Annotated in this window: 16 protein-coding genes; 10 read left to right on the top strand and 6 right to left on the bottom strand. The window is 64.2% G+C overall.

The genetic code is table 11. From position 1 onward, the window contains the following. Positions 1–3 precede the first annotated feature (3 nt). The 3 genes from G404_RS0104255 to G404_RS0104265 are packed head-to-tail and all read right to left on the bottom strand — an operon-like array spanning position 4 to position 2864. Entirely contained in the window at positions 4–660 is a 657-nt protein-coding gene (locus G404_RS0104255) for a pentapeptide repeat-containing protein (protein WP_028639989.1), read from the bottom strand. Beyond that, a complete protein-coding gene (locus tag G404_RS0104260; protein ID WP_028639990.1) occupies positions 661–2118 on the bottom strand; it encodes a hypothetical protein in 1458 nt (485 codons plus the stop codon). Next, positions 2115–2864 carry an ABC transporter ATP-binding protein gene (locus G404_RS0104265; protein WP_028639991.1) on the bottom strand — a complete coding sequence of 250 codons (750 nt, stop codon included), beginning with the start codon at positions 2862–2864 and terminating at the stop codon, positions 2115–2117. The genes G404_RS0104260 and G404_RS0104265 overlap by 4 nt, the downstream gene beginning before the upstream one ends. 150 nt (positions 2865–3014) lie before the next feature. Here G404_RS0104265 and G404_RS0104270 point away from each other — a divergent pair, with 150 nt between their 5' ends. The 3 genes from G404_RS0104270 (at position 3015) to G404_RS0104280 (ending at position 8347) form a co-directional block, all read left to right on the top strand. Next, complete coding sequence (locus G404_RS0104270) at positions 3015–5168, top strand: penicillin acylase family protein (RefSeq protein ID WP_028639992.1); 2154 nt, start codon at positions 3015–3017, stop codon at positions 5166–5168. Between the two features lie 40 nt (positions 5169–5208). Then, positions 5209–6657, top strand: a complete 1449-nt coding sequence (locus G404_RS0104275) for an AMP nucleosidase (RefSeq protein ID WP_051280241.1) — start codon at positions 5209–5211, stop codon at positions 6655–6657. Positions 6658–6805: 148 nt separating this feature from the next. Then, the gene (locus G404_RS0104280) at positions 6806–8347 is read left to right on the top strand and encodes a hypothetical protein (RefSeq protein ID WP_156906188.1); all 1542 of its coding nucleotides are present in this window, start codon (positions 6806–6808) and stop codon (positions 8345–8347) included. 25 nt (positions 8348–8372) lie between these two features. Here G404_RS0104280 and G404_RS0104285 read toward each other — a convergent pair whose 3' ends face one another. The 3 genes from G404_RS0104285 to G404_RS0104295 all read right to left on the bottom strand — a co-directional run bounded on the left by G404_RS0104285 (position 8373) and on the right by G404_RS0104295 (position 10576). Further along, positions 8373–8906: a YbjN domain-containing protein gene (locus G404_RS0104285; RefSeq protein ID WP_028639995.1), complete on the bottom strand. Its 534-nt coding sequence runs from the start codon at positions 8904–8906 to the stop codon at positions 8373–8375. A gap of 110 nt (positions 8907–9016) precedes the next feature. After that, positions 9017–9772: an alpha/beta fold hydrolase gene (locus G404_RS0104290; protein ID WP_028639996.1), complete on the bottom strand. Its 756-nt coding sequence runs from the start codon at positions 9770–9772 to the stop codon at positions 9017–9019. 18 nt (positions 9773–9790) lie between these two features. Continuing rightward, positions 9791–10576 (bottom strand): sulfite exporter TauE/SafE family protein, encoded by a 786-nt coding sequence (locus G404_RS0104295; protein ID WP_425411614.1) that lies wholly within the window; start codon positions 10574–10576, stop codon positions 9791–9793. Positions 10577–10777: 201 nt separating this feature from the next. Between G404_RS0104295 and G404_RS18020 the strand changes: the two genes are divergently transcribed. The 7 genes from G404_RS18020 (at position 10778) to G404_RS18040 (ending at position 15848) form a co-directional block, all read left to right on the top strand. Further along, positions 10778–11374 (top strand): DUF4402 domain-containing protein, encoded by a 597-nt coding sequence (locus G404_RS18020; protein WP_051280171.1) that lies wholly within the window; start codon positions 10778–10780, stop codon positions 11372–11374. Continuing rightward, entirely contained in the window at positions 11371–11928 is a 558-nt protein-coding gene (locus tag G404_RS0104305; protein ID WP_028639998.1) for a DUF4402 domain-containing protein, read from the top strand. The genes G404_RS18020 and G404_RS0104305 overlap by 4 nt, the downstream gene beginning before the upstream one ends. A gap of 366 nt (positions 11929–12294) precedes the next feature. Next, positions 12295–12792 (top strand): DUF4402 domain-containing protein, encoded by a 498-nt coding sequence (locus tag G404_RS18025; RefSeq protein ID WP_051280172.1) that lies wholly within the window; start codon positions 12295–12297, stop codon positions 12790–12792. A 130-nt stretch (positions 12793–12922) separates the two neighbouring features. Continuing rightward, on the top strand, positions 12923–13438 hold the full coding sequence (locus G404_RS18030; RefSeq protein ID WP_084601022.1) for a DUF4402 domain-containing protein: 516 nt from the start codon (positions 12923–12925) through the stop codon (positions 13436–13438). Positions 13439–13717: 279 nt separating this feature from the next. Next, positions 13718–14230, top strand: coding sequence for a DUF4402 domain-containing protein (locus G404_RS18035; RefSeq protein WP_084601024.1), 513 nt, complete (start codon positions 13718–13720; stop codon positions 14228–14230). A gap of 38 nt (positions 14231–14268) precedes the next feature. Next, positions 14269–14802, top strand: a complete 534-nt coding sequence (locus G404_RS0104325) for a DUF4402 domain-containing protein (RefSeq protein ID WP_084601026.1) — start codon at positions 14269–14271, stop codon at positions 14800–14802. A 50-nt stretch (positions 14803–14852) separates the two neighbouring features. Then, entirely contained in the window at positions 14853–15848 is a 996-nt protein-coding gene (locus tag G404_RS18040) for a fimbrial biogenesis chaperone (RefSeq protein WP_211230728.1), read from the top strand. The last annotated feature ends 45 nt before the right edge of the window (positions 15849–15893 follow it).

Raw genomic sequence — 15893 nt, forward strand, 5'->3', positions numbered from 1 at the left:
GCCCTAACCCAGGCGCAGGCCAAGCTGCGCCAGCAATTGCGCCGCCTGGTCGTGCGAAATTGTCGCGCCCCGGAACAGACGCGCATCGGTCAATTGCATTCCGCCCAGATCGCACCCGCGCAAGTCCGCCTTGTCGAACCGCGCACCGTCCAGAACCGCATCGCGCAGGCTGCAGGTCCGAAACACCGTCTCGCGAAAATCGCATTTGCGCAAATCCGCCTGCCCCAGATCAACGCGGTCCAACGTCTGGCGGCGAAACGACTGCCCGGGCAATCGGGCATTGATCAGCAGGCATTCGGCAAAGCGCGTGTCGACCAGCGCCGCATCGGTCAGATCCGCCCCGGTCAGCTTGCACCCGGCGAACCCCGCCCCGGTCAGGCGCGCGCTGCGCATGGCGGCGTTGTTGAAATCGCTGGCGGTGCATTGCGCATCGGTCAGATCGGCCCCGACCATTCCGGCAAAGGCGGCGCGCACCGATTGCCAGCGCGTCGCCTCAAGCCGGGTGCCGGCCAGGCTGGTGCGGCGCATGTCGCACCGTTCGAAATGCCAGCCGGCCAGATCCAGCCCGGACAGGTCCGCCCCGGACAGATCGGCGTCGACCAGATGCGCAGGGCCATCGCCCGCCATCGCCACGATATCGGCGCGTGTCAGCATGGTCATTCAATCGGCCGTCAGCCACCAGGCCAGCCCCGATGACACACCGGCCAGCACCAGCGCGGTGAGCATGACCAGCAGATTGGCCGCGATCGACGCGCCCTTGTTGCGGCGGCCGAACTGTTTGCGGGGCATCGGCCGTTCAAGTGCAAGCTGGATGCGCGCCGCCGCTGCCGATCCGGCCAGGCCGATCGGCACCACCACCGCCACCAGCACTGGCGCGCGCACCGCCAAAACCACCGCGACCAGCGCCAGCAGCGGCGTGGCCATCGCCACCGCCGCCAGCATCTTGGCGCGGTTGATCAACGCCCGGGCGATCGGCGCAACCATCATCAGATCGGGGGTGTCTTCGCCCGAAATCACCAGCCAGGCCAGATCGCCGGTCAATTGCGTGGTCACGAATACGCCGATAAATGCGAGCGCTGGCAGCAATGCGCCCTGTTCGCGCAGCACGACCAGCATCAACGGCACCAGATAGACCAGCCGCAGCAGCATCGTTGCCAGGATCTGGGGATCGCGCCGCAACAGCGCCAGTTCCTTGGCCATGATCGTGCGCACCAGCGACGGGCTGAACCGCGCGCGCATGCCCGATCGGGCGCCCGCGCGTGCGGCGCGCCGCGCCGGCCGCCCCAGATGCGCCGATTGCTGGAATGCTGTCAGGAAAACACGTTCAAACACCAGCCCGGTGCCTGTGAACAGGCCAATTGCCACGATCAGCACCCCGGCATCGGCCAGGACATTGCCAAAACCCGCCTGCCCGATCACGCTGGCCCAGCCGGTCTGGCCCAGATGATGCGCGCGCGCCCAGCCGAACACCACCGCAAAGCCGTTGCGCGCGCCATGCGATCCGCTGCCGAAACGCATGGCCTGCGATGCGATCACCATGGCCCCGCCAAACAGCGCGACCAGGACTTGCGCCGTGCTGCGCGCGGCACGCGTGCCAGCCAGTCGCACGATCATCAGCATCACCGTCAGCCCGGCGCAAGTCGCAACCATGACCAGTGCCAGCAACAGCACGATCGCCCCGCCCATCGCCGGATGCCCCAGCACGATCAGCGGCACCAGCGGCGGCAGCAGGAACATCCCTTCGGATACCAGCACGGTTGCGGCGATGCCCAGCAGTTTGGCCCACAACACCACGCGCGGTTCGACCGGCGCGCCCAGCAGCAGATCAAGATCGCCCTGCCCATACAGCGTTGCTTCGGCGCGCGCCAAAGCCTGGCTCAGGCCAAAGGTAAACAGCACGATGGCAACCAAGGTGATCAGTGTCAGACCGGTGGGCGTGGGCTCGATCGGCCAATCGCGCAAGGTCCACGCCACCGCCACCCCGCCCATCACATAGGCACCCAGCAGGCCATAGACCACCATTCGCTGCCACGCGCTGCCGCGCGCGCGCGTCCGCCAGGCGATCTGCATGTTGTGTGCGACCATCCAGGGCAGGGTCGCCGGCGCAAACCGGATCATCGCGGCGCTCCGCCCGGGCTGGTCAGACGGATGAACGTATCTTCCAGAGTGGCGTCGCCTGGCCCTGCCAGGGCGCGCAATTCGTTCAGTGTCCCTTCGGCCAGCAAAGTGCCGCCCGCGATGATGCCGATGCGATCGGCCATGCGCTCGGCCACGTCAAGGATATGCGTGGTGATGATCACCGTGGCGCCGGCATCGACTTGCGCGCGCAGCGCATCCTTGACCGAACGCGCCATCGTCGCGTCGAGCCCGGTCAGCGGTTCATCAAGGATCAGCAGACGCGGCTTGTGGATCAGGGCACCGGCCAGCGCCACTTTCTGCTTCATTCCGCGTGAAAAACCTTCGCAGCGCGTGTCGCGTTCGTCCCACAGGTCCAGCCAGCGCAACAGGCGTTCGGCCTCTGCCTGGGCTTCGGCCGGGTCCATCCGCCACAGCCCGGACACGAACGCCAAGTATTCCACCGGTGTCAGCTTGTCATAGATCATCGGTTCATCGGGCAGCCACGCGGTCATCGCCTTGGCCACCAGCGGTTCGCGTGCGGCGTTGTGGCCAAAGATCTCGACGCTGCCGCCGTCGGCACCCAGCAGGCCCGTGACAATGCGCAAGGTCGTGGTCTTGCCCGCGCCATTGGGGCCCAGCAAGGCATAGAGCTGGCCCGGCGGGATCGTGAGCGACAGATCGCGCAGCACCGGCTTGTCGAACGATTTGCGCAAGCTGGTGATGCGCAGTGCCGCCGGTTCGTTCACGTTGTGCCCCCTTCGCGCCGATGATCGGGCGCAGCGTCGATCCTGAAACGGATCGCCGCCACAGGCAATCCCCCGCGAAAAAAGCGATATCCAATCGGCCGTGCAATGGATTAGCACGGTCGCACGACCTCCTGCACCGGACCCACGCCCATGCTTTTGCCCCGCCGCCTTGCCGCCGTGATGCTTGCCGCCCTGATGGGCACCTCGGCGATGGCCAAGCCGGCCGATCGGGTGACGATCGTGCGTGACGAATGGGGCACCGCGCATGTGCACGGGCACACCGATGCCGATGCGGTCTATGGCATGATCTATGCACAGGCCGAGGACGATTTCCCCCGGATCGAGCGCAATTATCTGGTCAATCTGGGTCGTCTGGCCGAGGCCGAGGGCGAAGGCGCGATCTGGCAGGATCTGCGCCAGCGGCTGTTCATCGATCCGGCCGTGCTGCAGGCCGACTATGCCAAAAGCCCGGCATGGCTGCGCGCGCTGATGCAGGGCTGGGCCGACGGGCTGAACGCCTATCTGGCCGATCATCCCGCGACCAGGCCCAAGGTGATTCGCCATTTCGAACCGTGGATGGCGCTGTCCTTTACCGAGGGCAGCATCGGCGGCGATATCGAACGCGTGCCGCTGTCGCAGTTGCGCGCGTTTTATGAACACCGTCAGGTGGCCATGACCGCGATGGAACGCGGGCTGATCTGGCGCGAACCGGGCGGGTCAAACGGCATGGCGATCGCGCCGGCGCGGACAAAGGATGGCCATGCGCTGCTGCTGATCAATCCGCACACCAGTTTCTTTTTCCGGTCGGAATTGCAGATGACCAGCGATCAGGGGCTGAACGCCTATGGCGCGGTCACCTGGGGGCAGTTCTTTATTTATCAAGGGTTCAATGCCCACGCCGGGTGGATGCACACGTCGAGCGGGGTCGACAATGTCGATGAATTTGCCGAGACGCTGGCGCCGACCGCCGATGGCGGCCAGGGCTATCGCTATGGCGACCAGATCCGCCCGTTGACCCGATCGACCATCACGCTGCGCTATGCGCGTGGCGATGGCACCTTCGGCACGCGCAGTTTTGCCACCTGGGCCAGCCATCACGGGCCGATCGTGCGCGAAGACCATGGCAAATGGATCGCGTTTGCGCTGATGAACCGCCCGGTGCCCGCGCTTGAACAGAGTTTCCTGCGCACCAGGACGCACGATCTGGCCAGCTTTCTCAAAGTGGCACAGCTGCGCGCCAACAGTTCGAACAACACGCTGTTTGCCGATGACCGCGGCGAGATCGCCTATCTCCATCCGCAATTCGTGCCGATCCGCGATGCGCGGTTTGATTACACCAGGCCGGTCGACGGCAGCGACCCGGCGACCGACTGGCATGGTCTGCATGCACTGGCCGATCTGCCCAGCGTGCTCAATCCGCCCAACGGTTGGGTCTACAACACCAATGATGCGCCGTGGCACGCCGCCGGGCCCGACAGCCCGGTCAAGTCGGCATACCCCGCCTATATGGACCAGGCCGGCGACAATCCGCGCGGGCCCCATGCCACACGCGTGCTGGGCAACCGGCGCGACTTTACCATGCAGGGGCTGATCGATGCGGCGTTTGACCCGTGGATGCCCGCGTTCGACCATCTGTTGCCGCCGCTGTTTGCCGCCGCCACCGCCGATCCGGGCAATACCGACCGGCAGGCGGCGATCGCGCTGCTGAAAGCATGGGATCACCGCTGGGCCGCCGGGTCCACCGCGACCACGCTGGCGGTGAACTGGGGCGAAGCATTGTGGGCCAGGCGCGGCGACAACCCCGACCCCGATGATGACAGCACGTCGGTGTGGGACTGGATGGAACGCCGCGCCAGTCCGGCACAGCGGCTGGCCGCGCTGGACGAAGCGATCGCCCGGCTGCGCGCCGATTTTGGCGACTGGCGCGTACCATGGGGGACGATCAACCGCTATCAGCGCAATGATGGCGCGATCGACCAGGTGTTCGATGATGCCAGACCATCTCAGCCGATCCCCTTTGCCAGCGCGCGCTGGGGATCGCTCGCTTCGTTTGGCGCGCGGCGTTATCCGGGTACCAGGAATTACTACGGCACCAGCGGCAACAGCTTTGTCGCCACGGTTGAATTCGGCCCGCGGGTCACGGCGCGCGCGGTCAGCATTGGCGGCGAAAGCAGCGATCCAAAATCGCCGCACTTTGCCGATCAGGTGGATCGCTATGCCAAAGGCGATCTGCGCGCGGTGCATTTCTGGCCCGAAGACCTGGCGGATCATGTGGTCGGGCGCACCGTGCTGGTCCGGCGCTGACGCCTTTGCCGTGTCACCAAATCAGGCTAGGCGGATGGATATGAACGATCACGAAGGCATCATTGCCGCGGCACTGGCCGAATTGAACCGGCTGTACGACACCGCCGTTGCCACCTTGCGCGCCGATATCGCGCTGTTTGCTGCCAATGGCACGATCCCGCCTGCCGGCCGGCGCGACGACGGGTCGTATGCCTATCCCGAATTGCGCATCGACATGGCCCGCGACCCCGACAATGTATCGACCGGGCGCGCGTTCGGGCGGCTGACCCAGCGTGGCACCTATACCACCACGGTGACCCGTCCGGTGCTGTTCGGTGCCTATCTGCGCGAACAGTTGCAACTGATCCTGGAAGATTACGATGTGACGCTGACGGTCCACGCCTCGCGTCAGGAAATTCCGTTTCCCTATGTACTGGACGGCGCGTTCGGTGCGGAAATCGGCGTGGTGCGGCCATCGGATCTGGCGCGGCATTTTCCAACGACCGAGCTTGCCGCGATCGGCGACGAAATCGCCGATGCCGAATATGTTGTCGGTGACGGGCCAATGCCGCTGTCGCTGTTCGACGGCCTGCGCACCGATTTCAGCCTGGCGCGGCTGGCGCATTACACCGGCACGCGCACGCAGGATTTCCAGCGTTATATCCTGTTCACCAATTACCACCGGTATGTCGATGAATTCGTCGACTGGGCCGGGCGGCAACTGGATGGTACGCGGTTTGTGGCGCTGACCGGCGCGGGCGGGCTGTCGATCGATACGCGGACCGACGATGCGCGCGCACGGCTGTCGGACACCGCCTGGCGGCGGCACCAGATGCCCGCCTATCACCTGATCGCGCCCGACGGTACCGGCATCACGCTGGTCAATATCGGCGTGGGCCCGTCGAATGCCAAGACGATCTGCGACCATCTGGCGGTGCTGCGGCCCGAGGCATGGTTGATGATCGGCCATTGCGGCGGCCTGCGCCCGACCCAGCAGATCGGCGATTACGTGCTGGCGCATGCCTATCTGCGCGATGACCATGTGCTCGATCCGGTGTTGCCGCCCGAAATCCCGATCCCCGCGATTGCCGAAGTGCAAGTCGCCCTGCAGACCGCCGCAGAGCAGGTAAGCGGGATCGGCGGCACCGATCTGAAGCGGCGCATGCGCACCGGCACCGTGGTCACCACCGACGATCGCAACTGGGAATTGCGCTTTGCGCATTCGGCCCGGCGGCTCAGCCTGTCACGCGCGGTCGGGATCGATATGGAATCGGCCACGATCGCAGCCCAGGGCTATCGCTTTCGCGTGCCCTACGGCACGTTGCTGTGCGTGTCGGACAAACCGCTGCATGGCGAGATCAAGCTGCCGGGCCAGGCCAACCGGTTTTACGAGGAAGCAATTGCCGCACACCTCGCCATTGGCACGACCACGTGCGAATTGCTGCGGCAGCAGGGCGCACGCCTGCATTCACGCAAACTGCGCGCGTTTAACGAGCCGCCGTTTCGTTAATCCGCGAATAACGAAACAATTAACGTTGCAATTTAGTCGCTTAAACGGTTAAACAATCCGCCCTGCCCGCCAATAAAACGTGGTTGGAATAATGCCAATTTTATGACATTATTAAGGTCCGCCGCGATGGCTAGGTGGGGCCCTGCGCATGAGCAACAGTCTATCGACGGAAATGGCTGGCGAGAACGCCGACGAACCGATCCCGGTCGGGCCGCAGGTTCCGCTTACCATGAAAGATGCAATCTTTACGCGGCAACTGGCCGAAGTCTATTTGTTGATCGACAACGTATCGAATTTTCCGAACAAGGAAATTCCCCGCGCACCGGAAAACAATAAGCCATTTGAAGATGCGTTTGGCGATGACAACTGGCTTATGACAATAACAAACATACCCTGGCCACCACATGTCGATGTCGACACTCAAAAAATGGCAGCGCAACTGATCTTTGCGCGAGATTTGTTGAACAATGCAGCCGCGCCAGCCAACAGTATGACTATCGCGTTCACCCAGATGGTGTTCGAGCAACGCCGCCCGGCGCTGCTGCGAATGTTTCGCAGGGGTCCAGCCGTCCAGGATGACCGTCGCAGCCCAAACGGCCGCGACCCCGGCGCGACCACGCAGGAAAGCCTTGCGCGCGATATTTCCAACGGAGCACTGGGCCGGATCGCCTATGGCAAATTGCGGCGCGAAGCCGCGTCGTTTCTAAGTTACGCGACGTGGCTGGCCTTCTTCATGATCGTGTTCACGATCATCACATTTGCGCTGTCCTGGACCGTGGCCACTGGCAGCGAACTCGTAGCGAACGAATTACAGGCGCGGACCGAATTTGCGAGCGCCAGCGCCAGCGTGCTGACAGCTGAACAAAGCAGTGCGATCGCATCGTATAAAGACCCGAACACCGCGCAAAAAAGCACACCCGCAAATCTCAGCCCGTCACAACCTGGGGCACCAAAGCCCAATTCGACGATCGCTGGCTCTGGCGGCGATGCGCCACCCGTAACGTATGGTTACACTGCCGATATTTATTGTCGCACACCGCCTGCGCCTGCGCTGATCATCGGGTCGCCAACATCCGACCCTGACTGGCTGCAGATCCAACGCCACTCGCTGTGTGCCGCCTATGCCAGGGCGCACGCACGCCTGGCCATGGCCGAAAGCAATTTGGCCGAATGGAATGCGATCGAGAGCCGCTGGTTCATGCCCGTCGCGTTGCGTTATTTAGGCATGGCGCCTCTGCCGATCGGGCATGGCAGCGACAAGTCGCAAGCAACCGCGGCACCCCCTTGCCCAAAAGGCAGCCTGTGCGACATCGCTGACACCGATACGCAATGGACTGCAACCTGGGTGCACGTCATGGGCGGAATCATACTCCCGATCTTTTACGGCGTTCTGGGCGCGGGCGTGGCGGCGGGACGTTCGCTTTCGGCAAAGTTGCGCGACAACACGCTCAGCCCGCGTGACGGCCTGCTATCGTGGGTCTATGTGGGGCTAGGCAGCATTATTGGCGGCTGCATCGGCCTGATCATTACGCCCAACGATGTCGCCACAGCTCCGGCCATCAATCATTTGTCAACATCGGCGCTGTGTTTCCTGGCCGGGTTCAGCGTCGATGGCGTGTTTCAGATGCTTGAACGCCTGTCAGCTGCTGCCTTTAACAACCAGCCCCCTGCCCAGCCCAAAAAACACTGAGGTCAGCCCGGTCGGGCTCGATCGATTACCGGGTTGCACTGGCCAGGTGCGGGCGGTGGGCGGGGCTGAACACCTCGCTGCCGATCGTGTCGAGCGCCAGGCGATAGCTTTTGACGACCAGCGCAAACACCGACGGGTCGATGCCGCGCCCGGTGATCACGTCCCAGGTGACATTGACCGAGCGGTCAGGACCGACGGTAACCGCGCCAAACCGGTTGTCGCGTACAAAGGCAGCAGCGGCGGTCGCGTCGAAGGGTTTTTCGGGCATGAAGCTGGCGCTGAATTGCAGCGACTGGCACGCGGCATGGGTGATTTCGTTGCAATCGTAAAACACGATCTGCGTTGCCCAGCCGCCGATGCTGGCCTTGATCAAAGGATCGCCGCTGTCATCACGGGTAACGACCGCATCGTGTCCCGCCGCCTTCAGCGCGGCGGCAACGCTGGCGGGTTCGGCCGCGGCCACCCCGTCTGCCGGGTCGGCAAGCGCAGGCGTCGCCAGACCGACGCAAAGCGCCAGCGCAATCAGGTGACAGGCAATCGGGGCAAGCACCGACTTCATGAAGACATCCTCGGGTTATTTTTTATCTTCCCGAAACGTCTCATAAAGCCGATCAGGCGGCAAGCAGGGATTATCCCCCTTGATCGCGACCTGTCGCGATTGTCGCGCGGTCAGTCCTGCGCAAGGAATTCCACCAGGGCGTTGCCCATGTCCGGCATGGTCACGCTGCTCATATGGGTGCCGGGGATGGTGACGCGCGTGGCGCGGGGCAATGCCCGGGACAGCCGGTCTGCTGACCCGTTGTCATCATCCTTGTCGCCGCACAGCACCATCGTCGGCATGGTGATCGCGGCCAGCGCGTCGGGCGCGGTATCCTCCATCGTGCCCAGCAACAGGCGCACGGCCACCCGGTCGGTGTTCGACGTCTTCAGGAATTGCTGCGCCATATAGGCGGGATCGCCGGGGCGGATGGTACCGAACCGGTCGATCACATCGCGAAAGAAATCCTGCCGCCGGTTCCAACCGGCCAGGCCCTCGAGCCCCATCCCCGCCAGCACCAGCCGACGCGGCGCCATGCCGCGGATCACGCTGCGCGCCGCGGTGCGAGACCCCAGCGAAAAGCCCACCAGATCAAAGTCATCGAGCCCAAGATGCGCCACCAGTGCCGCTGCATCGCGCGCCAGCACATCGGCCGGATAGGCCGCCGGATCGTGCGGCGCCGCACTGGCGCCATGCGCGCGCAGATCGGGCATCAGACAGGCAAAGCCCGCCCGCGCCAGCTGCGCCGCGGTGCCATAGCGCACCCAGTTGACGTGGGCCGACGAAAACAGCCCGTGCAGCAGGACCACCGGCCTGCCCTTGCCCAGTCGGGTCAGGGCCAGCGGTGCGCCATCGAATCCGGGAAACGTCTCTGTGGTATCGGTCATGCCGGCTGCGATAGCCGGTCAGGCGAGCAGCTTGTAGCCCGAAATCATCAGCACGACCGCCAGCGCCGGGCGCAGCACATGATCGGGCGACCGGGTCGACAGCAGGCTGCCTGCCACCACCCCGGGGATCGATCCGATCAGCAGATTGACCAGCAGCGCCAGATTGACATCGCCGATCACCCAGTGGCCGAGCCCGGCGATCATCGTCAGCGGCACGGCATGGGCAATATCGGTGCCGACAATGCCCGCCACGCGCAAGGCCGGATACAGCAGCAGCAAGGCCGTAACCCCGATTGCGCCCGCGCCAACCGACGACAGCGTGACCGCCACCCCCAGCACCACGCCCAGCACAACCGTGGGCAGCAGGGTCTTGCGGGGTTCAAGATGATCGGCGCGCTTTGCCAGCGCCGCCAGCTGCTTCTGGAACAGCGTCGCAATCGCGGTCAGGATCAGCATCGCGCCCAGCGCCAGCAGGATCGTGTGATTGGCTTTGGCAGGCGGATGGCCCAGCCGTGCCAGGATCACCAGCGTGATGACCGCCGCCGGCACGCTGCCGCTGGCCAGCCGGCGCACGATCACCCAATCGACTGTGGCGCGGACGCCATGCACAAATGTTCCGGCAATCTTGGTGGTCGAGGCAAACAGCAGATCGGTGCCCACCGCTGTTGCCGGACTGACCCCGAACAACAGCACGAGCAGCGGCGTCATCAGCGAACCGCCCCCCACGCCGGTCAGCCCGACCAGAAATCCGACCAGCAATCCGGCGACGGCATGAAGTACATCGAGTTGGGCCAGCATGGTCATTCCTGCACAGGGCGGTTGGCGATCGTCATGATCATGACCTTGCATAACGGCGCAGACGGCCCCACCGCAAGGACCCTGCACACAATCTCTACTTTATGACTTGGGATTTTACCTATCAGCGCCGACATTGTCTCGCAACCGGACGCTGCCAGGGTTGACGATTGCTTGCCGCACCGCACGAGGCGTTGTAGATTTTTCACCATGCTTGTTCAGCGCGCGCTTCGCCGGTTGCGCAACCGGTGTCCACAGTGGCGGGGGCCGACCTCGACCATCTGTGCGCTTGCGCTGGCAACACCGCTCCTGATCGCAGGCCCGGCGCGCGCCGCGACACCGGCGTCGTTCGTTGCCACTGCCATCCAACCGCTGGCATTCGGTACGCTGGTTACCGCCAGCGGCGGGTCGCGCACTGTCAGCCCCGACGGGTCGACCAGCAGCAACGGCGTGTTTCCGCTGGGCGACAGCGCCAGCACCCCGGCCGAGTTCACACTGACGTATACGCGTCCTTCGGGCACCTTTCTCAGCGTGCTGGTGACCTTCCAGTTCAGCCTGCCATCCCCCCCCACGGTCAATATCCCCGGAATCCAGGGGAACCTGTCGTCCTTCACCACCGACCTGCCTGGTGTTGCAACGCTTCAGCCGGGTCAGACGGTCAGCTATGTCATGCCCGCCTGCGTATCCGCCACCTGTTCGGTCACGTTCCATATTGGCGGCACCCTGACGATCACCCGCAGCAGCGGCGGCGGCAACCTGACCTTTCCGTTGACGCTGCTGAGCACTGTCACGACGGTGCTGGGATGATCGCATCGCGCGCCCCGATGCGCATCGCGCTGCTGCTGGCGCTGGCCATGGCGGTGCCCGATGCGCAGGCCGCCACGGCAAGCGCATCGGGCACCGCCATGGCCACCGTGATCCGGCCGCTGAGTGTCACGGCCATTGCCGACATGGATTTCGGCACGATCACCCACCTGCCCGGCGTCGGCGGAACGGCGACGGTCAGTCCGGGCAGTGGCGGGGCCAGCTTTGCCGGCGGCGCCAGCGCAGTGTGCAGCGGATCGGATTGCGCATCGGCCCATGCCGCACGCTTTGCCGTGACGGGCGAACCGCAGCGCAATTATACGATCCGGTTGCCCGGCACGGTCACCGCCACCGGATCGACCATCGGCATCGGCGGCACAGCACCGCCGCTGACCATCAGCGCGCTGACACTGCGCACCCGCGGCGGAACCGGCATGCCCAGGCTCGACGCCTCGGGCAATGACGGGTTCGAGGTGGGCGGCACGATCACACTGCCGGCCGATCTGCCCCCGGCACGGTATCGCGCCAGCTTTGCCGTGATTGTCACGTACATCTGAAAGTCTGACCCAAAATTCGTGACCTGGCGCATTTGGACGATGGCACCGGCCCTATGTCAAAAGTGCCGGTCGCGGTTCCACGACAGTGAACCGACCAAGATCACAAATTCGAAACATGTATTAAAAATTACCGCATCAGCAATTGTGGCCGTGAAACTGCGCGTCTGCAGCAGCCATTTTTAGCGATATCTTAAGCAAGATTTTTTCCGGGGTAAGTATAAATCCTAGGCCATCCTTCAATTCACCCGACTAGTAAATGTGCATCGCCGGATCGTTTGGCAAGTAACGCACGACCATCCGACGACCTTTGGGGAATATCCATGCCAGGCACAAGGGACGGCCCGGCAGTCGATTGGGGAATTGGTCATGAAAAAGATTTTGCTTTCAGCCGTTGTTGCGCTGTCGTTCGCGGCGCCCGCCTATGCCGCTTCGGGCAATTCGTCGCAGGCCACCGGTACGGCAAATGCCACCGTGGTTGCCCCGATCGTGCTGACGCACGGTGGATCGGCCGCGTTGAATTTCGGCAGCTTTACCGTGGGAAGCGGCGGCTCGGTGGTGGTCACCGCGGCCGGCGTGGGCAGCGTGCTTGGCGATGTGGGCCTGGTTCCCGGTTCGTCGGAAACCGCTGACCAGTTCACCGTGAAGGGCGACCTGAACCGCAACTTCTCGATCACCACGGGCAGCGGCTCGGTGTCGAACGGCGCGGTCTCGATGGCCTTCAGCACGGTGCCCTCGGCAGCAGCGGGCAAGCTGGATTCGACCGGCAGCGGAGCGTTCACTGTTGGCGGCACGCTGACGGTGGTCGGCACCGAAGTCGCCGGCACCTATACGGGCACCTACAACGCCACTGTCGCCTACGACTGATTGCACGACCGGTCGGTGCGCCGATCGCCGGGGGAACGGATGATATCCGACGGAACGGGGCCAACCCGTTCCGTCCCCTCCGGTCCGGCGCAGTCCGGTCGGGCGCGCCAGCAAAAAGGCGACCAGATCCATGCAAACACGCTTTTCTTCGGCCGCGGGCCTGGCTTTGCTGGCGGGGATGGTTCCCGCGGGACCGGCCCTGGCGGCATCGGGCGAAACCGCGAACGCGGCGGGCGCCGCAGCGGGCAAAGTGATCAAACCGATCGTGCTGTCGCATACCGCAGGCGCCGCGCTCAGTTTTGGCACATTTACCACAGGGTCCGGCGGCAGAGTCGATGTCAGCACCAGCGGGGTTGGCAGCGTTACCAGAACGGTTGCCTTCGTGCCCGGCCTGTCAGCGCCGTCGGCCGATCAGTTCACGCTGACCGGCGGCAAGCGGCAGACCTTTACGATTGTCACGGGCAATGGTTCGGTGACCAACGGGTTGAACACGATGACCTTTACCACGGCGCCATCGTCCACCAGCGGCTCAACCAGCACGACCGGCACTTTCAGCTTTACCGTCGGTGGCAAACTGACGGTGGCCGGGGGCGAATCCGGCGGCCTTTATTCGGGTACATACTCGGCCACGGTGGCCTACAACTGATCCGGGCACGGGCACGGGCACGGGCACGGGCACGGGCGGGCTGCGCGGGGGGCGCAGGCCCCCCGTCCTGCGTCATCGGGCGCGCGAAATCATGCTGTAAATTCCCTTACGCGTTAACCCTAACCTGTTGTTAACCATATTGGCTTAGCAACCCGAACTGCAGGCAGGCGGTGGGCAACGAGCCCGGTCATCTCGAGACCCGGATCGCTCCACCCACTGCGGCAAGGGGTAACTGGCGAACGCACCTAGGGGGCCTTCGCGCAACAGACGGGATTTCGCATGACACACACCAAGCGCATTCTGGCAGCCGTCGCGATCGCTGCCACTTTCGGAAGCGTTGTCGACGCCAAAGCCGCTTCGGGCAATTCGTCGACAGCAGCCGGTACCGCCTCGGCCACGGTGGTCGCACCGATCGTGCTGACACACACCTCGGGCTCGGCGCTCAACTTTGGCAAGATCACGGTTGGCGCTGGCGGCACCGTCGTGGTTACGTCGGGTGGCAGCGGGTCGGTTACGGGCGATGTCGGCTTTGTACCAGGTTCGACCAACGCGGCCGACGCGTTTTCGCTGACCGGTGACAACAGCCGCAATTTCGGCATCACCACCACCAGCGGCACGATCACCAACGGCACCAAGACGATGAATTTCACCACCGCCGCATCGTCGGCCACGGGCACCACCAGCTCGACCGGCACCTACAGCTTTACCGTTGGCGGCACTTTGACCGTGACGGGCACCGAAACGCCCGGCAGCTATACCGGCACCTACAACGCCACGGTGACGTACCAGTAAGGCATACTGGCCAGGCTGCCCCGGAAAGGGAACAGACCATGCACCGGTTGTTCCGTGCATCCAGGGCAATCCTGGCCTGTATCGCCATGATGGCAAACCATCAGGCGCTGGCCGCTTCGGGCAACACCACCGTGGTGCCCGGAACCGCCAGCGCCGTGGTGACAGCCCCGATCCAGCTGACCGCTGTCGCACCACTGCAATTCGGATCGATGGCCCAGCCGGTGACCGGCGGCACGCTGGTCCTGACACCGTCAGGCACAATCACCACCACCGGCGATGTGGGCACGGCCCGCGCGATCGCCCAGGCCGTCACGCCGTCGGCTGCCACCTTCAACGTAACCGGCCTTGCCGGGACGCTGTTTACAGCCAGCGGAGTCAGTTCCGTGACGATCAGCAATGGCTCTGCAACAATGACGGTGGGGCAGTTCACGATCAACAGTTCGTTTTCCGGCGGACAGATCGGAACCAACGGCACAGCAACTTTCAACATCGGTGCAACCTTGACGGTTGCGCCGCGTCAGGCCATCGGCAAGTATACGGGGACGTTTCCGATAACCGTCGCGTATTACTGAACCGGGATGTTCGGCCTATTTGCGGACATCTCCACCGGAGTTGACCTGCCATGACCGTGCCACGGACGGCATCCTTGTTCGGTTTTTCCTGTTTCGCCCTGCTGATTGTGTCATTGCCATCGGTTGCAGCCGCGCAAGTGGCCACCCTGTCGACCGGCGGCGCGCAACCTGCCGGCACGCCTTCACCGGCCACCGACTCCCCCAAAAGCGAAGGCCCGACCAATTCCCAGGCCCCGTCGGGCGCAGTGGGCGGGATGGGTGATATCAATCTTTATCCCAAACGCGTGGTGATCGACGATCGCAACCGGGTTGCCAGCGTGGGCGTCTACAACAAGACCGCCAACACCGGCGACTACGAGATTTCGATTGCCGACATGATGATGACCACCGACGGCCGCCTGGTCGAACCGGCCACGGTCAAACAGGGCGATGCGACGCTGGCACGGCTGAAGGGCGCTGTCGAAATGGTGCGCTTTTCGCCGCACCGGTTCACGTTGCCGGGCAATGAATCGCAGATGGTCCGGCTGATGGCGCGGGTTTCGCCCGATCTGCCGCCGGGTGAATACCGCACCCATGTGTCGGTGATCGCGGTGCCGCCGGGCGATGACGGGCTGACCATCGACGAGGTGACCAAGGGCAAGCCGGCGACCAATGGCATCGGTGTGCGGATCACGCCGCGCTTCGGCATTTCGATTCCGATGATCGTGCGTGTCGGCGAAACGACCCTGACCGCGGGGCTGAAGGACCTGTCGGTGGCGACCGCGCCTGACGGGCAAAGGCTGATCCGGCTGATCGTCACGCGCAGCGGCACGCGCTCGGCATTTGGCGATATTACCGTCACCGCGCCCGGGGCGCCCAAGCCGGTGGCGATGATCCGCGGCGTGGGCGTCTATCCCGAAGTTGACGAACGCGGCGTTGTCCTGCCGATCGATCCGTCGGTCGATGCGCGGTTTACCGCGCGCGGCACCAGGCTGACGGTCAGCTATGTCGATGATGATTTTGCCCCCGGCAAGACCCTGGTCCGGCAGGAATTCGTCGTTCCGTGACGCGATCGGGGGCAAACGGATACGTCTCCCCGATACCTTGCCCTT

The sequence above is a fragment of the Novosphingobium acidiphilum DSM 19966 genome (assembly GCF_000429005.1).
Classification (GTDB): domain Bacteria; phylum Pseudomonadota; class Alphaproteobacteria; order Sphingomonadales; family Sphingomonadaceae; genus Novosphingobium; species Novosphingobium acidiphilum.